Annotated in this window: 18 protein-coding genes and 1 pseudogene; 4 read left to right on the top strand and 15 right to left on the bottom strand. The window is 44.9% G+C overall.

Annotation, left to right across the window (positions count from 1 at the left end; translation table 11 throughout):
• Positions 1 to 19: 19 nt before the first annotated feature.
• From LLU09_RS08065 to LLU09_RS08050, 4 genes are all read right to left on the bottom strand, one after another.
• Positions 20 to 1,363 (bottom strand): McrC family protein, encoded by a 1,344-nt coding sequence (locus tag LLU09_RS08065; RefSeq protein ID WP_228311294.1) that lies wholly within the window; start codon positions 1,361 to 1,363, stop codon positions 20 to 22.
• A gap of 1 nt (position 1,364) precedes the next feature.
• The gene (locus LLU09_RS08060) at positions 1,365 to 2,963 is read right to left on the bottom strand and encodes an McrB family protein (RefSeq protein WP_228311293.1); all 1,599 of its coding nucleotides are present in this window, start codon (positions 2,961 to 2,963) and stop codon (positions 1,365 to 1,367) included.
• A 164-nt stretch (positions 2,964 to 3,127) separates the two neighbouring features.
• Positions 3,128 to 4,915, bottom strand: a complete 1,788-nt coding sequence (locus LLU09_RS08055; protein WP_228311292.1) for an NERD domain-containing protein — start codon at positions 4,913 to 4,915, stop codon at positions 3,128 to 3,130.
• Between the two features lie 102 nt (positions 4,916 to 5,017).
• Complete coding sequence (locus LLU09_RS08050; protein WP_228311291.1) at positions 5,018 to 5,962, bottom strand: ornithine cyclodeaminase family protein; 945 nt, start codon at positions 5,960 to 5,962, stop codon at positions 5,018 to 5,020.
• Positions 5,963 to 6,113: 151 nt separating this feature from the next.
• On the opposite strand from LLU09_RS08050, the gene LLU09_RS08045 reads away from it, so the two are divergent.
• Positions 6,114 to 7,307, top strand: a complete 1,194-nt coding sequence (locus tag LLU09_RS08045) for a MalY/PatB family protein (RefSeq protein WP_228311290.1) — start codon at positions 6,114 to 6,116, stop codon at positions 7,305 to 7,307.
• A 114-nt stretch (positions 7,308 to 7,421) separates the two neighbouring features.
• A complete protein-coding gene (locus LLU09_RS08040) occupies positions 7,422 to 8,801 on the top strand; it encodes an MFS transporter (RefSeq protein ID WP_228311289.1) in 1,380 nt (459 codons plus the stop codon).
• A gap of 40 nt (positions 8,802 to 8,841) precedes the next feature.
• On the opposite strand, the gene LLU09_RS08035 is transcribed toward LLU09_RS08040, so the two are convergent.
• The 9 genes from LLU09_RS08035 to LLU09_RS07995 form a co-directional block, all read right to left on the bottom strand.
• Entirely contained in the window at positions 8,842 to 10,002 is a 1,161-nt protein-coding gene (locus LLU09_RS08035; protein ID WP_228311288.1) for an aminotransferase class I/II-fold pyridoxal phosphate-dependent enzyme, read from the bottom strand.
• Positions 10,003 to 10,149: 147 nt separating this feature from the next.
• Positions 10,150 to 11,553 carry a 6-phospho-beta-galactosidase gene (lacG, locus tag LLU09_RS08030; protein WP_228311287.1) on the bottom strand — a complete coding sequence of 468 codons (1,404 nt, stop codon included), beginning with the start codon at positions 11,551 to 11,553 and terminating at the stop codon, positions 10,150 to 10,152.
• Positions 11,554 to 11,571: 18 nt separating this feature from the next.
• Positions 11,572 to 13,305: a lactose-specific PTS transporter subunit EIIC gene (locus LLU09_RS08025; RefSeq protein WP_094906419.1), complete on the bottom strand. Its 1,734-nt coding sequence runs from the start codon at positions 13,303 to 13,305 to the stop codon at positions 11,572 to 11,574.
• A 5-nt stretch (positions 13,306 to 13,310) separates the two neighbouring features.
• On the bottom strand, positions 13,311 to 13,625 hold the full coding sequence (locus LLU09_RS08020; RefSeq protein ID WP_094906225.1) for a PTS lactose/cellobiose transporter subunit IIA: 315 nt from the start codon (positions 13,623 to 13,625) through the stop codon (positions 13,311 to 13,313).
• 20 nt (positions 13,626 to 13,645) lie between these two features.
• The gene (gene lacD, locus LLU09_RS08015) at positions 13,646 to 14,626 is read right to left on the bottom strand and encodes a tagatose-bisphosphate aldolase (protein ID WP_228311286.1); all 981 of its coding nucleotides are present in this window, start codon (positions 14,624 to 14,626) and stop codon (positions 13,646 to 13,648) included.
• A 2-nt stretch (positions 14,627 to 14,628) separates the two neighbouring features.
• A complete protein-coding gene (gene lacC / locus LLU09_RS08010; protein WP_228311285.1) occupies positions 14,629 to 15,561 on the bottom strand; it encodes a tagatose-6-phosphate kinase in 933 nt (310 codons plus the stop codon).
• Between the two features lie 12 nt (positions 15,562 to 15,573).
• Positions 15,574 to 16,089 (bottom strand): galactose-6-phosphate isomerase subunit LacB, encoded by a 516-nt coding sequence (gene lacB / locus LLU09_RS08005; RefSeq protein ID WP_094906222.1) that lies wholly within the window; start codon positions 16,087 to 16,089, stop codon positions 15,574 to 15,576.
• A gap of 17 nt (positions 16,090 to 16,106) precedes the next feature.
• On the bottom strand, positions 16,107 to 16,535 hold the full coding sequence (gene lacA, locus LLU09_RS08000; protein WP_094906221.1) for a galactose-6-phosphate isomerase subunit LacA: 429 nt from the start codon (positions 16,533 to 16,535) through the stop codon (positions 16,107 to 16,109).
• Positions 16,536 to 16,712: 177 nt separating this feature from the next.
• Entirely contained in the window at positions 16,713 to 17,468 is a 756-nt protein-coding gene (locus LLU09_RS07995; RefSeq protein ID WP_094906418.1) for a DeoR/GlpR family DNA-binding transcription regulator, read from the bottom strand.
• Positions 17,469 to 17,710: 242 nt separating this feature from the next.
• Between LLU09_RS07995 and LLU09_RS07990 the strand changes: the two are divergent.
• A pseudogene (locus tag LLU09_RS07990) lies at positions 17,711 to 18,888 on the top strand (IS256 family transposase).
• Between the two features lie 187 nt (positions 18,889 to 19,075).
• Here LLU09_RS07990 and LLU09_RS07985 read toward each other — a convergent pair.
• Complete coding sequence (locus tag LLU09_RS07985) at positions 19,076 to 19,393, bottom strand: hypothetical protein (protein WP_228311284.1); 318 nt, start codon at positions 19,391 to 19,393, stop codon at positions 19,076 to 19,078.
• 210 nt (positions 19,394 to 19,603) lie between these two features.
• On the opposite strand from LLU09_RS07985, the gene LLU09_RS07980 reads away from it, so the two are divergent.
• Complete coding sequence (locus tag LLU09_RS07980) at positions 19,604 to 20,947, top strand: YjiH family protein (protein WP_228311283.1); 1,344 nt, start codon at positions 19,604 to 19,606, stop codon at positions 20,945 to 20,947.
• A gap of 42 nt (positions 20,948 to 20,989) precedes the next feature.
• Here the strand turns inward: LLU09_RS07980 and LLU09_RS07975 are convergent, their stop codons facing one another.
• Entirely contained in the window at positions 20,990 to 22,261 is a 1,272-nt protein-coding gene (locus LLU09_RS07975; protein WP_228311282.1) for an amidohydrolase, read from the bottom strand.
• Positions 22,262 to 22,269 lie beyond the last annotated feature (8 nt).

Genomic DNA, 22,269 nt, shown 5'->3' with positions numbered 1-22,269 from the left:
TGTCCTATTTCCTCTAACATCAAATCTTCAAATCTCCCTTCAACTCGTTTTCGTTCATTACCATCATATGTTTAAATTCTTGATAACTCTCTACACCTATCGGCACCCTCAGCCCCAGCTTCGTTACAGTAATTTTTTGATCCCGCTTCATACTTTCTTTCTTCGAGCCAAAGTTGAGACCTTTTAAAAGTTCCATGGGGCGCTTTGAAGGCCTTTCATTTTCCATTATTGAGTATGGATAGATATAATAACCCTCGGCTGAGTCAAATCGATACATATAGGATACAATCTGATGATAATCTGCCCCTGAAATATTGCGGCTCGGTTTATACTTCGCGTCCGCGATGATTCTATTTTCACTATCTTTTGATATGAAGTCAGGGTAGATTTTTCCCGCGCCACCGGAGAAGAGATAATTAGCCCCCGTCCCTTCTGTATTGTTAGGGTGGTGGAATACATCACCTATTACCGTATTCACGTATTCCTCAAACAACCACGCCCCATCGAGAGCAACACCATAAAATTTTTCTTTACTGTTGCTTGTGAACAGCATACTTTGACTTTCAAGTATGACGATGCATATTTTCTGTAGCTGCTCATACTCTTTATAGTAAGCGTGTTTCACTATATTCCGCTTATTAAGATCAATCAGTTTGGCCGTTGATCCTTTTGCTGAAGAAGCAATACTTTCAATGATTTTTATATTTTCATGTGTAATGTGTGATTCATTCAAAATGCGATGATACTGTTTATGTCGTTTTATAAATTGGATTGTATGATGTACAAGCTGAATCACTGGATTATTAAAACTGAATTCTCTATTTGTGAAGGCAATATCTCCAGTAAAAGGAATATTATTTTTAATATGTCGGGCGACATCAATTTTGCCCTTGAGGGCACTGTTATTGTGACGATTCGTTCGATACTCTTTATAGATCCCTTTCGCCAATGCTTGATTCAAAATACTGGGGAACAGAAGTACCAATAAATCCAAGAAACCCTGATTGGGTTTCATGGTACTGGAATAGTCCAACGGTGTAATCCCATATACCTTGCTCAACATATATTGGAGAAAATAGTTATCTTCAGGATCGTCAAATCTACTGACGATACTGACTGCATCTTTGGCATTACTGAAGAATCCCAGAAGGTTTGATGTCACTACTTTATCTTGCGTTGTCTCAATAACCTTTCTGTCATCATCTGCATACGCCTCATTATCTCCTGGAAAAATAAGCATGTCCGACCTTGTCAGATCCCCCATTGTTTTGTTCTGCAAATATTGGAAGACAGTGTTTCCAAGACAGCTTTCCTCCAACTCTGTTCGGGAGTTATCCTTAAGGATTAAATGTTGTCCGTCCATGCTACTCATCCTGTTCATCGAGATAGTAGGCTTGCTTAAGACGATATAAATGTTCCTCTGCATCCAGGTGGTTTCTTAAATACTCTTTCAGCAGTGGCTCAAGGAACTCCTCCCACAACACTTCGAAGTCATAACCGACATCATTCAATTTCAAGAAGTAGCTTGGACCTATATGGTAGCTCTTGTCCAACCCAGGTATATCTTCTATTTCTTCGTTCAGCCTTGTAAGTCGAGCCTCCACATCATCAATCGTCACCCGCGTCTCATCGAGTTGTTTCAACATACTGAGGCTGTCTTTCACCTTGATTTCTATGAACCTGAACCGCCTTCGCATCGCAAAGTCGAAGCTTTCCACACTTCTATCAATGTCATTCATCGTACCAATGATGTAGACATTCTCAGGCACATAAAACTTCTCGGGGAATGGGTACTCTGCCCCAGAATGCAACGCATGATATTGGGTCATGACAGCACCTTTTTCTCCCCTATATCCAGGGTCGAGGGAGAAAAAGAGCTCGCCAAATATCTTAGATATTTCTCCTCTGTTAATCTCATCGATGATAAAGACGTATTTCTTCCCACTCGCTTCTGCATAATCCTGAAGTTTATGGTTTTCTTTCATGTATTTAAGCACAGCTTTCATATAGTTATCATATGCATTGGAAGGACGCCCTTGCTTCCCTCTATACACGTTATATAAATTCCATTTAGTTAAAGTCCCTGCACTGATATCTTTGAATCTTAATGAATCTTTTGAAGATAATTGAAAAGTAAGCGTACTCCTCTCTGTCAGAGTCGGTATAGAAATCTCCTCTTTTTCTCTCATTTCTTCAAGCATGAGCTCCCATGACTCATTAAAGTTATCCGAGCCTGCCTGATTCCTCCGTGCTTTATCACAAAACTTCATAAAGGTTCCCGGCATCAGTTCAAAGCCCACTTGATTGTTCCCATATTGTTTCGTCCGAAGCCCTTCTACGAAGTCCGTATAGTCGTAGCTTGGATGAAACTGGACGAATTCCATCTGATCATCATTATTTTCAGTAATCTGTTTGGCCAGTTCCAACGCCATATAAGACTTTCCAGTTCCGGGAGGCCCATGAAGAATAATGTTTTTCGAACTTAACAGTCGCTCTTTAAACTCTACTGTATTACTCTCGGCTCCTGATTCCTGAGTGAAATCGTTATACAGCATAATCATATTTCTAAGCATATCTTCGTAATCTTGTTCATTTTCCAAGCTCAGGCCGTCTTCAGCAACATCCCAACTTTTATAATATGATTCAAGACCCCCTCTATGCGGCTCTGGTAGAGGCTTATCCACTTTGGAGTACGACTGTTTTGTCGACAGGAAGAAAGCCTTCTTTCCCCACTGCACTGCCTGCCAATCATAAAAAAGGCTCATCCACCCGACATTTACGTACGGATAGGTATTCAATGAATTATTACCATGCGCAAAAGATCGGCTCACTTTGTACTTTCCTTCCGAAACGGTAATTGGTTTCCTTGTTCCTCCAACAACAAAATTATTTAGAGTCTTTCCACGACTATCTGTCGACGTTTTTCCGATTGAGTTATTGCAGACTTCCAAGAAACTATCCACATACTCTTTGAAAGACCGGATATCTTTTTCGGAGAGTGTTATATCTTTTAACATGTTAATCTGCCTCACTTATCTATATAATGATAATATCTTATATTGGTTTTTAACGACTATAGATTATTCAGTTAAACACAATAATATATCTCCCTAATTTTTTAAGAGCTCTATCTCATCCCATGACTATAGTTCACCTTTTCCATTGCTAAATATTCCCTTAATGCAAAAGGTTCATTGCGTTTTTCTCGAGAAATTGAACGGTATAAACTCTCTTCCTCCGTACGATCCATTACACAATGTACTTCGGCAATATGCTTTGCTCGAGAAACAGCTATATAAAATAGTTTCTTACCATTATCATTCCACAAAGATTCTTCATTGATATCTACAACAATGACAATGTCACTTTCATTTCCTTTGAATTTTCTTGCTGTAGTAAAAAGTAGATGTCCTTCTTTTTTATAGCCACTCACTTTGTATTTTCCTATATTAAATGATGCGGCTTTTAAGTTTTTTTCATTGCATAATATTCCGCTAGGGTCATTGCTAGATTTAATTGTAAGTAAGACAATATCACCTAAAGAAATCCCTTGTTCAATATAGTAGTCCAACTGAGTTTCCAAAGTCTTTTTTAGCTCATCCTCAGTTCGATTTATATGCCATTTTGGTCTTTGACCACTCACTTTTATACTTGGCTTTCTTATATTTTCCCCAACGATTTTACAACATGCTTCTGCTATTTCCATTGTATTCCGGCAATTACTATGCAATACGTATCGGTTGTGAAATTTATCCAACCACTCTTCCGACATATTATTATGAGTCTTTTGATGTATGTCATAAAATGCATAAAAATGTCCGTTTGATTTTTTCTGTATGTTATATAGCATTTCTAATATGCCTTTTGTATAGTCTTGCGCTTCATCAATAATTAAATCATCATAATCCCATTCTAATTTGCCTTGCAATATATCATTCAAAAGTTCCATCTGCCTAGTCCAATGAAATTCACCTGACTTCAAATAACGGTATGCTAAACCGAGGTCATAAATATTCATAACATCAATGTTGCTGGAATATTTTTGTAATGATATCTTCATATAATCTTTAATCATTCTATTAAAGCAAAGGACAAGCACTTTACGGCTTTCAGATAGACGTTTCGCCTTTTCCAAGGCGATAACAGTCTTCCCAGACCCAGCCATTCCTTCAATTACTGCATTCTTTTGTTTTTCAAGAAAGTCCAATACCTTGATCTGCTCTTGTGTCATCTTTCTAAATGAGAATTCATTCTCTTTAATGCGCTCACTCAATATAGGTATTGCATCACAAGAAGGAGCAATCTCATTTATAACAGAATTCTTTGTTTCCTTTACTAAATCTTTGTCCTTGGGAATCCGTCCATTATGGTAATCAAAGTGGTTATCTAGCGATTCAGAAAGGGTTTCTAAATCCTCTTTAAATAATATACGTCCTCTATAAAAAAGTGGAAGCTTCCCATGCATATCTACACTACGCACTGAAGTAAAGAAAGCTACTGATGTACATGAGTACTCTATGCGACTTCCAAGATTATCTTTTAAATGTTTTATTAAAGAGTACTTGGCAGGTGCAATTTGTTTTAAAGGATCAATTGAAACATAATTCTCTTTATTTCTAGATGAATCATCATACTCAAGATACTGTTTTTGAAATATCCCATTATCCCTAAACCTTATTTCCCCATGCTTAACCTCGATACATATAATCCCCTTTTGAGGATGAAAAACTATGAAATCAATTTCTTTGTCTACAGGATAACCTTTATTTGTACGTGCACGTCCTAAAACATTAACTGAATGAAATATGACATATTCATCACTTAATTGTTTTTTTAACTCATTATAGAGCAAACGTTCTCCTCTACTACGATTAAACTCCTCACTTCGACGATAGCTAGGTACCATAATTGCCATGCTGTCACCTCGTATATAAAGTTAAGAATATTCTAACATAATTGTATGTACACCCCTTAGACTAAAAAACACGAAACCACTAAGTAGGTTTCGTGTCTGTATCTACTCCGCAAACATCTTCATGACGCCGCCGGCAACAGCCAAGTCGAAATATCCCGCCCCCACACATTTGTAGAGGGTGATCTCCTCATCATCCTGCCTGAGATAGTCCTGCTCGAAGATATCGACGAGTTCGCCTTTGATGTCGTCCCAGCTGATGATGCCGCCATCCACCGCATGGATCAGCTCACCAGCTTCCTCCTTGACGGATTCGAGGTCGTCGGCATAGATCTGGTTTGCTCTTTTGATTGTCGTTTCGTCCATTTCCTTCATTACGGGCTTGAATGAACCGACGCCGTTGATGTGTGTGCCGGGCTTGAGATCATTGCCGTCGAATACCGGCTCTGTGGACTGGGTGGCACAGTTGAGGATGTCGCTCTGTGTGACGACGTCTGATGCATTATCCACGACATCGATGTCGGCCTTGATGCCGAATGCCTCGAGCCTTTCCTTGAATTTTTGGGCCTTCTCCTTCGTACGGTTGTAGAGCACGATCCTTTCGATATCCCGCACTTCAACGACACCGAGCACCTGCTCGAAGGCCATGTTGCCCGTACCGATGGCACCGAGCGTCTTGGCATCCTTACGTGCCAGCCTTTCCGTCGCGATGGCGGTCATGGCACCGGTACGGAGGCGTGTGAGGTATGACGCATCCATCGTCGCCTTATGCTCCCCCTTCGTCAGATCGGTGACGAGCAGGTTCCCCTGCGTCGTCGGGAGGTCTTTATTCACCGGGAAGATGGAGACGGTCTTGATGATGGAGATCTTCGACGCCGTGCTGATGCATGGCATGTACAGCATCGAGCTGTTGTCATCCACCGGAAGGACGGTGCGGGGCGCCTGGATGATCGCATCATCCTTCAGATCCTGCAGGACATTTTTGACGTCCGCTATCGCGTGGTGCATGTGGTACTCTTTTTCAATCTGTTCATCGGTCAGTGTAATCATGGAATTTTCCTCCGCTTCTCATTCGCCTTTTTGGCGTATCACTCCTCCCAATGATATAACCTCCAGAATATTGCGTCAAATGCGCTCCCGATGCTTTTTATTTCGTCCATGACTGATATAATACCTTTATGATTACATATGAAAGGGAGCGATGATTTTGGATATAAAGGATTTTGTCGATACATATTATGTGGAGCGCAAGAATACGAACTCCACGAAGTGGGATCTTCTCGAGGAGCGGTTCGGAGATCCGGACCTGCTGCCGATCTGGGTCGCGGACATGGAATTCAAGGCGCCGGACAGCGTGATCAACGCACTCACCGAGCGTGTGCAGCACGGTGCATACGGCTATTCATTCATCCCGGACGAGTACTACAACACATACTCCAAATGGATGGAGGACAACTTCGGCTACAAGGTCGAGAAGGAATGGTGCCGTCCGGCGACAGGCGTCGTATCGGCACTCTACTGGTTCATGAACTGCTACACGGAGGAAGGGGATGCGGTCATCATCACACCGCCCGTCTACTACCCGTTCTTCAACGTCATCCGTGACCTCGACCGCACACTCGTGACGGCGGATATGAATGAGAATGACGGCCGCTTCGAACTCGACTTCGACCTGTTCGAACAGAAGATTGAGGAAAATGATGTGAAGCTCTTCATCCTGTGCTCGCCGCACAATCCGGCCGGCCGTGTATGGACGGAATCGGAACTCGAGCGCATGCTCGCAATCTGCGAGAAGCATGACGTCCTCGTCATTGCGGACGAGATCCACCAGGACTTCGCCTATGGGGAACACAAGCATACACCGGCACCGCTTGTGGCAGACGGCAAGTACACCGACCGCATTGTGCTCGTGAACGCCGCTTCCAAATCATTCAACCTGCCCGGCCTGCTCCATGCCAACATAGTCATCGAGAACGACGCACTGCGCCAGCAGTTCGACGACTATGCCGGCCAGCACATCAAGAGCGAGAAGAACATCCTCGGCCACCTTGCCACACAAGCCGCCTACGAGGGCGGTGGCGAATGGCTCGATGGGCTGAAGAACGTCATCCTGTCGAACTACGCCTACGTAAGGGAGACACTCGGTGTGCATATACCGGAAGCGAAAGTGATGAAACTCGAAGGCACATACCTGCCGATGATCGACCTGCGCGGCTTCCTCGCCCCTGAAGGTACGAAGGAATTCGTCCAGGAGAAGTGCAAGCTCGCCGTCGACTATGGCGAGTGGTTCGGGGAAGGCTATGAAGGCTACATCCGCCTGAACCTTGCGACACATCCGAAGTTCGTCAAAGAGGCTGTGGATCGCATGGTCGAGGAATACAAGAAGATGAAATAGAACTGATGCCCTGCTCCGGACTCCCGAGGCAGGGCTTTATTCATGCCGCGCCGCTTTGACCGGGGAATGGGATTATGCAACAATGAATATAAATGAACGATTGGAGGGATCGGTATGGCGGAAGACAGAATAGAGAGCAAGGGTGTCGTTGTGGTGATCATCGCCGCAGCTTTTTTATTGACCTTCAACCAATTCCTGCTGATCACGGCATTCCCGACAATCATGGCGGAGTTCGACATCAATGCCACACAGGTCCAGTGGCTGACGAACGCCTTCATCCTCGTCACACTGATATTCATCCCGATGTCGGGGTACCTGTCGACTACCTATTCCGCCCGCACACTCGTCATCTTCTCGCTCACCTGCCTGCTCATCGGTACGGCGATCGGCGGCTGGTCGCCGAACTTCGGTATATTGCTCCTTTCACGCATGATCCAGGCGATCGGTGCGGGGATCATCCTGCCCTTGATCCAGACGATACTGCTCATCGTCTTCCCCTACCACAGGCGGGGGTTCGCCATGGGGTTGCTCGGTGCGGTGACGAACATCGCGCCCGCTTCCGCCCCGTCGATATCGGGCATCATCATCGACTATCTCGATTGGCGGTCGCTCCACTGGGTGATCCTGCCGTTCATCCTGATCACCTTCGTCATGGCGCTCTTCCTGATGAAGAACGTGCTTGAACAGAACCGGACGACGCTCGATCTCCGCTCGGTAGTCCTGTCCGCATCGGGCTTCGCCCTCTTCATACTGGGACTCAGCAACATCAGCGTGTATGGCTTCCTGAGCCTGTGGTCGATACTGCCGATGGCGGTCGGAATCGTGAGTGTGCTGTTCTTCATCAGCCGCCAGTTCAGCATCCCGACGCCGGTATTGAACTTGGATCTGTTCCGCAACAGGACGTTCACACTCGCCATCATACTGATCTTCATCAATATGATGCTGCTGCTCTCGACAGAGACGATCCTGCCGATGTTCGCACAGGACGCACTCGGTACGAGTGCCTTCCTGTCCGGCTTCCTGCTCGTACCGGGGACGATCATCCTGTCCGTCATCACATTCGTTTCCGGCAACCTGTATGACCGGTACGGCGGCAAGCGAATCGCCACGATCGGGTTCGCCTGCACCGCCCTGTCACTCGGACTGATCAACACCGTCGGCATGGATGATTCGCCCTACTGGATCATGGTGTACTTCTGCCTGTTCATGACCGGCTTCGGACTGACACTCATGCCGCTCGTCACCGTCAGCATGTCTGAGCTCGGCAAGGCGGACATCCCCCATGGCTCCGCCATCGTCAACACCGTGCGCCAGTTCGCCATGGCCTTCGGCATCATCATACTGACATCCATCATCAGCATCACCGTCGCCGTGATGGAGGCGCCGTATGCCGTGAGCACCTATTGGGGCACATCCTATGCCTTGATCGTCATGGCCGGGCTTGCGGTGCTTGGATTCATATTGACGCTCAGGTTGAAGGAGACAAGGTACTGACGAAAAATTCGCCTTGCGGATAAGCCCGCAAGGCGATTCTTCATTTCTCTTCCAATGTGTCGATGTAGCGCTTGAGCCTGTCGGCCGCTTCCTTGAGTTCCGCCATGCTGCAGGCGAATGACAGACGGATGTGCCCCTCACCATATTCCGAGAACGAGCGGCCCGGTACGACGGCGAGCTGCGTCGCCTCAAGCAGGTTGGTCGCGAACCGGAACGAATCGGTGTCGTACTTCCTGATCGACGGAAAGATGTAGAACGCCCCCGTCGGCTTCGACACTTCGAGCCCCATGTCGAGGAGACGCTTATAGATGTAGTCGCGCCGCTCGATGTAGGCTTCATTCATCTCCTTCGGCACATGACGATGATTCTTCAGCGCCTCGATTGCTGCATATTGGCTCGGAAGTGCGGCACAGATGGTGTTGTAGAGATGCACGGCCGTGACGTCCTCCATGATGGTCCTGTGGCCGACGACATATCCGATGCGCCATCCGGTCATGGCATGCGACTTGCTGAGGCCGTTGACGACGAGCACCTGCTCCTTGATGTCCGTATAGCTTGCAAGGCTGATATGCTCCCCTTCAAGCGTATTCTCCGCATAGATCTCATCGGTAATGACGAAGATGTCATGCTTCCTGAACACTTCGACAAGCGCATCCATCTGCGGCTTCGTATAGGTGACGCCGGTCGGGTTCGTCGGATAGTTGAGCAGTACGGCCTTCGTCTTATCTGTAATATTCGACTCGATCAGTTCCGGTGTCGCAATGTGGCCCGTCGGGGTCATGTCGACGAACTTCGTCACGGCCCCGCACAGTTCGATGATCGGCTCGTAGCCGAGATAAGTCGGGGCGGGAATGAGCACTTCATCACCCGGGTCGAGGATGGCACGCAGGATCCCGTCGATCCCCTCACTCCCACCGACCGTGACGAGCACCTCGCCGTCCGGATCATATTCCGCACCATGGACCTCGCGGTAGTACTGGCTGATCGTCTCCCGGAGTTCGAAGAGCCCCGTATTATGTGAGTACTTCATCGATTTCGTATTGATCGCCTCGATTGCTGCATCCTTAATCGGCTGCGGCGTCTCGAAGTCCGGCTGTCCGAGCGTCAGATCCACCGCATCCGGGAACTCCTCCACCCGGTTGGCAAACTGCCGTGTGCCCGGGACCTCGATATCCTTCATTTTTCTGTTCGCCTGTGGCATCGTATCCCTCTTTCCCATTGATTTCCCTACCGATTATAACAGATGGCTTGTGCTTTGGCCCCCTCATAATTTCGGATATACCAAGCATAGACAACTACAATAAAAAACGAAGGCAATGCCTTTTGCATCACCTTCACTTTATAGTTATCATTCTATTACTTTTTTTTCAGAAAGTTCTTTATACCAATATGCACTCTTCTTCGGATACCTTTCCTGCGTCTCAAAATCAACATAGAATAGACCATATCTTTTCTCGTATCCATTCGACCAGGAGAATACATCCATGAGTGACCAGATGAAGTAGCCTCTAATGTCTACCCCATCTTCAATTGCATCTGCAATGGCTTCAAAATGCTTTTTCACATAATCAATGCGTGCATCATCTTCCACAGTATTGTCTTTGAACTCATCCTTATACCCTAAACCATTTTCTGTTACGTAAATCTTTTTGTAATTTGGATAGTCTTTTTTGACGCGCATGATTTGGTCATAAAGTCCCTGGGGATAGATCATCCAGTCCCAATCCGTTCTTGGGACATCTATGTCAAACTCCCTTTGTCCAACACCTTTCAGCTGATACTTTGATCCACCCTTGGCACCTTTTGAGTTATGCGTGATTTCTGATTCACCATCGAACCCACGCATCCAGTCACTCATATAGTAGTTGATCCCCAGGAAGTCATTTAAATCTTTTGCAGCATCCAATATTTCCATATCTTCATCTGTCACTTCGAGTTTTCCACCATTCACATTTAATATGTGATTTACACCTTCCATAGTCTTATCGGAATACTTGCCCAGATATGTCGCATCCAATATGAATTTATTATGAATAATATCTTCAAGCTCTGCAGCTCTCACATCTTCTTCATTTTCTGGATCATATGGATATTTTGTCGGTAATGCGTGGACGATGCCAATCTCACCCTTATAACCATTTTCTTTAAACAGTTTCAAAGCTCTCGCATGTGCCACCATCATGTTGTGATGAGATTGGAAGAGTTTTGCGAAGTCGTATTTAATTCCTGGTGGGAACTTACCAACCAAATATTGGCCGTCCCCGATGGGTCCGATTTCATTGAATGTCGTCCAATAATTTACTTCTTCAAATTCTTCAAAGCAGTACTTTGCATAATCCACAAAGTGATCGATATTTTCACGGTTTAAGAAATCACCATTTGAATGGAGTTTTTCTGGTGTATCGAAGTGATGGAGGGTCACGAATGGTTCTACATTCCTTTTATGACATTCTTTAAATAAGTTGTGGTAGAACTGAACACCTTCTTCGTTCACTTCACCATATCCATCCGGAAAGATTCTGGACCAGGCGATGGAAATCCTTATGCCGTTAACACCAAACTTTTCGCTCAACTCCAAGTCTACAGGATACTGATTATAGAAGTCACTCGCCGGTTCTGCTGTATACCAGTAGTTCTCCTCGAGATACGTGTCCCATGCCACCCTTCCCTTACCACCTGATTGTGTCGCACCCTCTGCCTGATAAGCGGCTGTAGCGCCACCGAATATAAAATCTTCTGGTAACTTCTTCATTGTTTTAGAATCTCCTCTCTAGTTGGCGAATTGATTTTCAACAAAGGCCAAAGCACTTTTGCCATCACGTGTAAGCTTAATGTATTCAGCACCTTGTGTTTTTGCCAATCTCACGCCTAAACGATCTGTATCTTGCTTAATATCTTCATAGTTTGAGGCTACTTGCGGGGCCAATATTACGAGCTGGTAGTCTTTCATAATATCCATATGTGCCCCATAACTGCCTGCAGCCGCTTTCACTGATTCATTCTCTTCTGTAGCGGCTTTGTTTAATGCATTCGCCAGTAGACCACTTGTACCACCACCGGCACATAATACTAATACATTTGTGTCCTCAGACGCCTCTTTTTCTTTACTGCTTTTAACCTCTTTGGATTCATCTGCAGCTGCTTCCGTCTTCGATGAAGCAAGGATGCTGTCCGCCTTGCTTGTGTCAAAGTTTTCCTTCACTTTGTCGTGCAGTTCATTTGAATTATCGATACCTGCCAATTCTTCCTCCAGTATTTGCTTGTCGTATACTTTGAAGAAGGGATAATAGATGAATACGCTTACTACAATCAGTGTTATTGCAAGAACAACCGACCATAATCCAAGACCGGTACCTAAGATAATTCCAATCGGTCCTGGAGTAGTCCATGGAAGTACCACACTGAAACTGTTCATTCCGATGACATCAACGAAAAACTTGAACAGCCATACATTGACAATCGGCGCCATAATAAATGGTACGAAGAACACTGGATTCAACACTAACGGTGCACCGAACAGGATTGGTTCGTTAACGCCGAAAGAAGTTGGTATGACAGATGCTCGACCAATTGCTTTGTTTCGTTTCGACTTGGCCAGCCACATGAACATAAATGGTACAACAAGTGTTGCGCCTGTTCCGCCCATTGTTGCGATGAACATTTGGGTCCCCGGTGTTAAGATTTTGTCTGCGTGTTCACCTGATTGCAGCAACTGGTAGTTCAATTCCACGTTTGCGTAGGTGATCGCCGCAATTGCAGGTTCTACAATTGATGGACCATGAATACCAATAAACCAGAATAATGCGATTGCCCCCAAGATGATAGTAAGACCAATATATCCATCTGCCGCTGTAAATAATGGTTCAAATAATTCTAGGATTGCTTGCGCAACATTTGTACCATTAATTGCTCTTACCAAAAGGTCCAAACCATAGATTACTAATATGACAAACATAAATGGAATGATGTCTTTGAACACTTGTGCAATGTTAGGAGGTACTTCTTCCGGCATCTTAATGGTGATATCTCTTTTCACAAAGAAACTATATATAATCACCGTCACGAATGCTGACAAAAATGCAGTCAGCAAACCTCTCGTTCCTAAAAACGCATTGGAGAATCCACCAACTTCAACTGAGTCCGCAGCAAGGAATAAAAATCCACAAATCGCCGCCAACATTGTTGATATGAAGTTGATCTGGTTTGTACTTTCCATTCTTCTGTTATACGCATCTGTTAAGGACTTTGCTGTTGTTGCTGCAACAAGCAGTCCTACAATGCCCATTGTATAATGGTATGGTTTCATGATAATTTCTTCTATCGTACTGTCCCAAGCAAAACCAAACACATTCGGCACATATGCAATCAGCAAGAATATACTCGAAAACAGGATAACTGGCATTGCTGCAATAAACCCATCCCGAATTGCCCGCAGATAAATATTGCGCGACATTTTTTCAAAGGCGGGTTTCGCTTTTTCAATTTGTGCGATTAATGCTTGCATAAGCATTAATTCCCCCTTTTATATAATTCGATCATATGCTTCATCATGTCTTTAAGTAAGAGCGTAGTCATCAAGTGGTCTTGACCATGCATCATTGTGACGCTATATGCGATGTCATCCCCACTTGCTTCTTTCGTAAGCAATGATGTTTGAGCATTATGTGCTTCTACAATACATTCGTCAGCTTCTTTAATGAGTTGTTCCGCTTTATCAAAATCCCCTTGTTTTGCACTATTTAACGATTCTAATAATTTGGATCTCGCATCACCTGCGAATGCAACAATTTCAAAACCCAGCATTGTTACCTCTTCTCTATTCATACGTATATCCTCCTCATATTCTATATTTTCTCTTTATAAGAGACCGCTGTTTTCTGGAGTACTTTATTGAGTTCATTGATATTGTTGTAGCCCTCTGTTCGCAGCCATTCCCTCGCTGCTTCTTCACCATCCTCAATATAAACTGGTACCGCTCCGGCCCATGTCGCCCTGCCACATAACACACCATTGAATTTAGAACCTGATTCATGTGCAAACTTCAATGTCTCTTGAAACATTTCAGCTGTAACCCCTGCACTCAGATAAATATATGGAAGGTGTGTAGATGCTTCCTGGTCTTTAAAATATTGTGCCGCCTCTTCATTTGAGTAGACACTCTCCTCATTTGAATAACCTTCTACAAAATTCATATTTACTGGAACTTCAACCTTGAGAACATCCACATGGAACCTTTCTTCAGAGAAGACTTTCATAGCCTCATTGACTTTTCTTGGTTTTACTTTAGCAAATTCCCTGCTTTTATTATCCGATATATTATCATCATACGTTAAAATTTCCAGGAAGAATGGAATATTTTCAGCCACACACTCTGATCCTATCCTTTCAATGTATGCTTCCTTCTGAATGTTGATTTCTTCATCATCATCCACATCATAATACAACAGGAATTTAACCGCGTCTGCCCCTTCTTCTCTGATGCGTCGCACCGACCATTCAACCAAGCAATCCGGGAGGCGCCCTTTTGTAGTTGCATCGTATCCTGTTTTTTCATAGGCTAATAATAATCCAGCCTCTCCGTCTCGCACCCTTGATGCTGGCAGCCCATACTCAGGATCCAATAGGATAGATGAGGAATACTGTGTCAATTCTTCAGAAACAATTGTTTTCAACTGTTCAATTTCTTCAACTGTCGGTTCATCATCCTGGTGCTGTGCCATCATGCGTTTCAATGCGCCACGTTGGTCAAACGCCAAAGCTGAAATGATTCCATTTTCATCACTAACCTGCTTTAAATAATCGAGCTTTTTATCGGATACTATCATATCTACACCTCAATGATTTCAATTTTTTTATAGATTTCTTCATAATTACTTAAATCCACATGACCTGTGACACTTTGCTGTGCATTTAGCATTCCTAGAGTATTCGAGTGTTTTAATAACTCCTCAGCAGACTTATTTTCAACAATCGCTGAAGCAATTCCTGCTACTGTAGAATCCCCAGAACCTACCGGGTTAATAACTCGAATTTTCGGAATTTTTACTCTATAGAATTTCCCTTCATTTCTTGCGAAAGCACCATCAGCACCAAGAGATACAAAAGTCCAATCGATGCCATCGAAAATTTCTGTTGAAACTGCATTCTTTAATGATTCATTATCTATTGCCACTTCCAACCCTATCAATTCGGATAACTCTTCTAGATTCGGTTTAATCAGCATCGGCTTGTGCCGACCTTTAATAACTTCCCGCAAGGCTTCTCCTGAACAATCTGTCACCACACGCTTCTCGTGCTCACTACATATTTCAATCAGTTCGGAATAAAATGTGTAATCTACACCTTTAGGAAGACTTCCTGATATGGATACCAACTCACATTTCGGCAATAATGTTTCAAGGTGAGTGATAAAGCCATCGATTTCTTCTCTATTTATTATAGGACCACTTTCAAGTATTTCTGTTTGATTACCTTCATGCAGAAAAGCAATACAATTCCGCGTAGCTCCACTTACCTCGTAGAAAGAATTCTTAATGCCCTTATCCTTCAAAGAGGCTTCAATAAACCTTCCAAGAATGCCGCCTGTCAGCCCAGTTGCTGTAACATCCTTATCCAACTGTGATAAAACCCTTGTTACATTTATCCCTTTTCCGCCGGCTGTTTTGCTGACATTTGAAACCCTGTTCGCTGAATCATATTTAAATGAGTCTAGCTGATATGATATATCCACAGAGGGATTCATGGTTATCGTTAGAATCATTGGAATCTACCCTTAGTCATGGTACTCACCTTTGTTCCATTTCTCCAAAAACTCATCGAAGAATCCTTCTTCCTCCTGCTCTACGTTCTTCGATTCCATTTGCTCAATTTTAGAAATGAGTTTCTGATTCTCTTGGGTCGGGTTATATTCTGTATTAATGAACGCTTCAATAATGTCGCACATGAGAAGCTCGCCAGTAATTTTACCTCCAAAACCAATCACATTCGCATCAAGCTCTTCTTTTGCGTATAACGCAGATGTCATATCACGAACAAGTGCAGAGCGCACTCCAGGCACTTTGTTTACAGCGTTATTAATACCAACACCTGTTCCACATATGCATACACCCAAATCGGCTTCACCATTGGTTACCGCTTCACCGACCCTCTTTCCATAAATCGGATAGTGTGTACGTGCAAAATCATAAGTTCCACAATCAACGACTTCGTGCCCTAATGACTTTAAAAACTCTGAAACTTCCATCTTTGTATCTGTAACGATATGATCGCAACCAATTGCAATTTTCACTGTTAATTTCCTCCTGTTTAACCCATTTTATTTAGCATATCAACGCGAATTTGATGTCTACCGCCATCATAATCTCCAGTTATAAAACCTTTGACTACATTGACTGCCAACTCTTCTCCAACAATTTCCGCGCCCATGGTAATCATCCTCGCGTTGTTATGACTGCGTGTCATATATGCTGATCTTTCATCTGAAACTTCTGCAGCAATCATACCCTTGATCTTTGTCGCTACCATGAAACTGCCCGCACCATACTGGTCAATTACAATTCCCAGATTCTCATCATTTTTTTGCACTTCTTCAGCAACGGATCTCGTGACATCTACAAAGTCTCCTTCCGATGCTTCATCTACATCAATTACTTCATAATCGTTATCAATCAGATATTTTTTAATCTGGGATTTTAGGTCTTTCCCATATGCGTCTGCACCAATTACTATACTCACTGAAGTCTTCCTTTCTCCATTTGTATTTGTTTAACCAAACATTTAAATCGCTTTCACAAGTTCTTGTTTAAATTATAAAACTAAAAAAACATAAATTCAACACTTTTTGTTGAATTTATGTTTTATTCGATGTAAAAAGACACAATATGTTTATAATTTTTATCAAATGTTTAATTCCTATATAACTACTTCAGTATACTGTTGGATATTTTTAGCTTTTTCTTCATCCTTACTATCCATGATGACTGCAGTTAAATCTCTCAATTCACAAAAAGATACAAAATCCTCTTTTCCAACCTTTGAGGAGTCGACTAATAGATATTTTTCGATCGAGTTTTTTATTGCCAACTTCTGCGTATATGCCTCTTCATGAGAAGATGTCATTACATCTTCTCCCTTCACACCATTTGCACTGAAGAACATCTTGCTGAACCGCATGGTTTCTATCATGTTATTCGCCATTTCACCAGCGAAAGATTCTGTAACGCCCCGCATTTCTCCACCAATAAGGTACACTTTAAACTGTTCAGATTTCTTCTTGAATAATATATTGAATACTGGTAAACAATTTGTGATGACCGACAGATTAGTATTACTGATTTCTTCAGCCAACAATTCTACCGTTGTTCCTGGACCAAGAAAAACTGTATTCCCCTCTTCAATAATTGCTGCTGCCTTTTTCGCAATATCTCTTTTCTCTTCTATAAATTGGGTATGCTTTTCCTTGTGGGACATTTCCTTATAGTGAAATGCTGAATTACTCCTTGCTCCGCCGTGTATCTTGGTGAGTACACCTTGCTCTTCCAGTTCGGCCAAATCACGTCTTGCCGTCATATCTGATACATGTAAGGTGTCGACTATTTCTGTAATTCTGATTGTATCTTTTTTATTCAAAAGTTTAACGATTTCTTCCAGACGCTGATGTTTATTCACCTGTTTTGCCCCTTCACATTTTATTAATTCCTCTACTTTTGTTTGAAAAACAAACATTTACTAATAATATATCATAAATTGTTAATTTATGTTGATATTTACTAGATGCATCAAATTTCACACATATTTGTGACGTATGGAGAGCGTAAAATAGTTTGTGTAAATGAATAAATAGAAAAAGGGCGTCCTTTTCTTGTAAGATTAAGTTACCACACCAAATCCAAGAAAAGAGGACGACCCCTATGGATCATTTTACATCAGATATTATTCAAGCTCTAGTAAAAAAGACGATGTCACAGAAATCTTCCGCAGCCACCTGGAAACGGCGGTGAACACATTACTGAAAACCGAATTGACTGCATTCCTGGACTACGAAAAGTATGACCGTGTGGGCTTCAATTCCGGGAACTCCAGAAACGGCGTCTATTCCCGCACGTTACATACCGAATATGGCGACCTTCAGATTGACATTCCCCGGGACCGGAATGGGGACTTCAAGCAGCAGACCGTTGCGCCTTACAAGCGGTCCAATGACACATTGGAATCTTTTGTCATCCATATGTTTCAAAAAGGTGTGACGATGTCTGAAATCTCCCATCTGATTGAACGGATGTATGGGCATCACTATACGCCCCAGACCATTTCAAATATGACCCAGGCGGTCACAGAAGAAGTGGAGGCATTTCGCCAGCGTTCGTTATCCGAGCGGTATGTGTGCGTGTACCTGGATGCGACATTCCTGCCCGTCAAACGGGAGACAGTGACCAAAGAGGCTGTCTATATCGCTGTGGGCATCCGGGAGGATGGCTCCAAGGAAGTGCTGGCCTATACTGTCGCGCCGACGGAATCTGCGTATGTATGGAAAGAATTGATTGGAGATATCCATGCACGGGGCGTGACGGAAGTCCTGCGCTTCATTTCTGACGGGCTTCCAGGTATCAAAGACAGTATTCATTCGGTGTTTCCAAAAGCGAAATACCAGACATGTTTCATTCACGTTGCACGCAACATTTCCCACAAGGTCCGTGTGTCGGACCGGAAGGCAATCTGTGAGGACCTGAAGTCCCTGTATCGCGCCACGGATAAGGCCGAAGCTGAGCAGACTTTGGACGCGTTTATCGAGAAGTGGAAGAAATCTTACGCCAAAGTCACGCAATCGTTGAAAGCCAATCCGGATCTGTTCACTTTTTATGATTTCCCTGAAGCAATCAGGAGAAGCATCTACTCCACAAATCTGATTGAGTCATTCAATAAGCAGATCAAACGGTACAGTAAGCGCAAAGAGCAGTTCCCGAACGCGGACTCCCTTGACCGTTTCCTGGTCACTCAATTTGAAGCATATAACCAACGGTTCGCGACACGGTGCCATATTGGTTTTGACCAGGCCCGTGCAGAATTAGCTGAAATGTTCAGCGGGTAATGCACACTACAAGAAAAGGCATGCCTTCATTTACACATAATTATTGACGGTCTCTAAAAGTGTAGTTACAGCAATAATTATTAACACAGTACCCAAATAAAAGTATAACGTAGACATTTTTTCATCCTTTTTTTAAAACTTTTCGTTTGTCAGGATACACCAGGAAGATGAGAAAAAGACATCTAACTTAGATGTCTTTTTTTAATGAAACAAGTGCCTCTTTCTTTTCTCGTAAACCTTTAAATTTTTCTTTAGCTTCTTTGTCAGAATAATATACCATCAAAGAATTATCGTAAATCAGTTTTGCCTGCTTCTTTCCTTCAGCATCAAGTTCTTTTGAGACTTTAGATTCTAAACCCATGATCTCCTGAAGTAAATCATCGCTTTTTTGATTATAACTTAGTTCCTCTTCTTTTACTTTAGACTCTATAATCCCATCTCTTACAGCAGCCCTTATAACAAAATAAAAGATGATTGCAGCAAATAATATGTATATAAATACCATAATTACCTCCCTATTCATTATATTAACATATCATATTATCTTTACTCTCATTTACTTTTATTGTTAATAGCCCAGTTGAGTTCTCATGCGCTTTATATCGAGCATTGCTTATAATATAAAATTCAATGCTTTTTGAAAATATATTGGACATGAACCTCATTTTCCTTTATCATTGCGATATTCATAAAAATACATAAAAGGGGATTAATTATGCAGTTCTCTAGAGAGACCAAGATAAAGACATGGACGGTGTCGACCCTCGCCCTTCTGCTCTTCATCGTTCCGGTCTACTTCAATGGCCAATGGACCATCATCCTCGGCATATTCGCCGACTATATACTGACGGGACTGGAAGGTTCCATCCCAACGATCATCACCGTCATCATGTCCTTCTTCCTGATCGTGACCATATATGGCACGCTGATCAACCGCAACAGCTTCAAGAACGCACCTAAAATGCGGGATATATTTGTCCTCGACTGGCTGTGGTTCACACTGCGTGTACTCGGTACGCTGTTTGCGATCATGACCGTCACGGGCGTCGGTCCGGAGGCGATCACGAGTGACCTCACAGGCGGCACTATGATGAACAGCCTCGTGCCGATACTCGCTACATGGCTCCTCCTTGCGGCCTTCCTGATGCCGCTTCTGATGAACTTCGGCCTGATGGAATTCATCGGCACGTTCCTGGAACCCATCATCCGCCCGTTGTACAGGGTGCCGGGCCGCTCCTCGATCGACGCGCTCGCTTCATGGATGGGCAGCAGTCCGGTCGGCGTCATGATCACGACCCAGCAGTACGAGCGCGGGTTCTATACGAAGCGCGAGGCGATGAACATCGCCACCAACTTCTCGGTGCTCTCGATTCCCTTCAGCCTGGTGATTGCAACATTCATCGGCATCGAGGAGTACTTCCTGCAGTTCTATCTGACGATGGCCATCGCCTGTATCCTGACCGCCCTCGTCATGGTGCGCATTCCGCCACTCTCCCGCAAGGAGGATACGTACTACGAGGTGACCGGCAAGCAGATCGATGACCGGTCAACGGAAGGCACGATGCTCAAAACTGCGACGACGCGCGCCTACAAGCGTGCGGATGAAAGCGATGGCGCGAAAAGCATCGCCCGCGATGGTACGGTGAACGTCATCGACATCTACGGCGGACTGATTCCGGTCGTCATCGCCATCGGCATACTCGCCCTGATCGTGGCGGAATACACACCGGTGTTCACGTACTTGAGCTATCCGGTCCAACTGGTTCTCGAACTGATCAACGTACCGGAAGCCGCAGCTGCAGCGCCTGCGTTCATCATCGGCGTGACGGACATGTTCCTGCCGTCCGTCATCGGATCCGGCATCGAGAGCGACTTCACGAAATTCATGATCGCCGTCATGTCACTCACACAGATCATCTACTTCTCGGAAGTCGGTGCCCTGCTGCTGAAGTCGAAGATCCCCGTTTCCGTATGGGAACTGATTGCGATATTCATCCTGAGGACCATCATTTCATTCCCGATCATATACGTCCTGGCGCTACTGTTCGTCGGACTATAGAATAATCCCCCTGACACTGAGGTGCCAGGGGGATTTCTGCATCTATTTCTCGACCAGCGCTTTCGCCGATTCGAACAGTATGTTGACGGCGTGCGGCATGCTGTCTTCGTTGATGTCGAACTTCTCGTTGTGGTGTCCGGCAGCAAGATCGGTGCCGAAGATGCAGTAGGTGCCCTGACCCCCATGCTTCTGCACGGCGTTGATGAAGAAAGTCGCATCCTCCGAACCGGCACTGGCATCGCTCCTGAGGTCGCTTGTAAGACCTTCCTGTTCGGCGATGTCCTTGAGTACTTCAGCCACTTCGAGGGAGCAGTCGGCGCTCTCGCCTTCACCGACGAGTTCGATATGATGGGTCACGCCGTACATCTTCGCAGCGCCTTCAATGACCGCTTCGGCCTGGCTTTTGACATAGTCGTTGATGTCGGATGTCTCGCCGCGCGTCTCGATCTTGAGCGCAGCATGGTCGGCGATGATGTTGCGGCCGCTGCCGGCATGCAGTTCACCGACGTTGATGCGTGTCGCCCCACCCGAGTGCCTCGGAATGGCATTCAGGTTGAGGACGGCATTTGCTGCAGCGAGCATCGCATTCTTCCCTTCCTCAGGGTTGCCGCCGGCGTGCGACGAGCGGCCCTTGAAGGTGACATCCATCTTCGATGTTGCAAGGAATCCGTTGTTGGCCGCAACAAAGTGGCTGTGCGGTACCCCGGTGCCGATATGGGAAGCGACGAAGTAGTCGACATCACTGACGACCCCCGCCTCCACCATGGAGCGCGCCCCGCGCGTCCCTTCCTCGGCCGGCTGGAAGATGAGCTTCATCTTCCCTTTGAGCTGGTCCTTGTTTTCCATGAGCTTCGTGGCGAGACCAAGGCCGATGGTCGTATGCACATCATGCCCGCAGGCGTGCATATTGTCATTCGTCGACCTGAAGTCTTCTTTGACCGGCACATGGTCGTCGCCTGTCGCCTCGACGATCGGCAGGGCATCCATGTCCACCCGGTAGGCGATGGTCGGTCCCGGCTTGCCTGTATCGAGTGTCGCAACGATACCTGTATAGCCCTCCGAGACAAGGCCGAGGTATTTCTTGACCGCCCCGTTCTCGCGCGCCCACTCGAGGTGGCGCTTCGTTTCTTCTTCAGACGGCTTGCCCATGCAGTAGTCGGAATCCATGACGGCCTTCCCGATCTCGAGCTCATAGCCCAAGCCTTCAAGTATGTCCGCCACGATGGTGGCGGTGCGCATCTCCAGGAATCCGAGCTCCGGATACTGGTGGAAGTCGCGCCGCCATTCGATCAGTTGCTTTTCGAGCTGTGTCATTTATTTCT

The sequence above is a fragment of the Salinicoccus sp. RF5 genome, from assembly GCF_020786625.1.
Taxonomy (GTDB): Bacteria; Bacillota; Bacilli; order Staphylococcales; family Salinicoccaceae; genus Salinicoccus.
Note: the sequence above shows the minus strand (reverse complement) of the source record. Positions and strands in the feature narration are given on the sequence as shown.

What these genes read in the sequence shown, in the direction of transcription:
- lacD (WP_228311286.1), bottom strand. Translation starts at nt 14,626, where the DNA reads ATGATAGTATCCGATAAAAAGCTCGATTATTTAAAGCAGGTTAGTGAT.
- LLU09_RS08020 (WP_094906225.1), bottom strand. Translation starts at nt 13,625, where the DNA reads ATGAATAGAGAAGAGGTAACAATGCTGGGTTTTGAAATTGTTGCATTC.
- LLU09_RS08065 (WP_228311294.1), bottom strand. Translation starts at nt 1,363, where the DNA reads ATGGACGGACAACATTTAATCCTTAAGGATAACTCCCGAACAGAGTTG.
- LLU09_RS08035 (WP_228311288.1), bottom strand. Translation starts at nt 10,002, where the DNA reads ATGCCACAGGCGAACAGAAAAATGAAGGATATCGAGGTCCCGGGCACA.
- LLU09_RS08055 (WP_228311292.1), bottom strand. Translation starts at nt 4,915, where the DNA reads ATGGCAATTATGGTACCTAGCTATCGTCGAAGTGAGGAGTTTAATCGT.
- LLU09_RS08040 (WP_228311289.1), top strand. Translation starts at nt 7,422, where the DNA reads ATGGCGGAAGACAGAATAGAGAGCAAGGGTGTCGTTGTGGTGATCATC.
- LLU09_RS07980 (WP_228311283.1), top strand. Translation starts at nt 19,604, where the DNA reads ATGCAGTTCTCTAGAGAGACCAAGATAAAGACATGGACGGTGTCGACC.
- LLU09_RS08045 (WP_228311290.1), top strand. Translation starts at nt 6,114, where the DNA reads ATGATTTTGGATATAAAGGATTTTGTCGATACATATTATGTGGAGCGC.
- LLU09_RS08050 (WP_228311291.1), bottom strand. Translation starts at nt 5,962, where the DNA reads ATGATTACACTGACCGATGAACAGATTGAAAAAGAGTACCACATGCAC.
- lacG (WP_228311287.1), bottom strand. Translation starts at nt 11,553, where the DNA reads ATGAAGAAGTTACCAGAAGATTTTATATTCGGTGGCGCTACAGCCGCT.
- lacC (WP_228311285.1), bottom strand. Translation starts at nt 15,561, where the DNA reads ATGATTCTAACGATAACCATGAATCCCTCTGTGGATATATCATATCAG.
- LLU09_RS07975 (WP_228311282.1), bottom strand. Translation starts at nt 22,261, where the DNA reads ATGACACAGCTCGAAAAGCAACTGATCGAATGGCGGCGCGACTTCCAC.
- LLU09_RS08025 (WP_094906419.1), bottom strand. Translation starts at nt 13,305, where the DNA reads ATGCAAGCATTAATCGCACAAATTGAAAAAGCGAAACCCGCCTTTGAA.
- LLU09_RS07985 (WP_228311284.1), bottom strand. Translation starts at nt 19,393, where the DNA reads ATGGTATTTATATACATATTATTTGCTGCAATCATCTTTTATTTTGTT.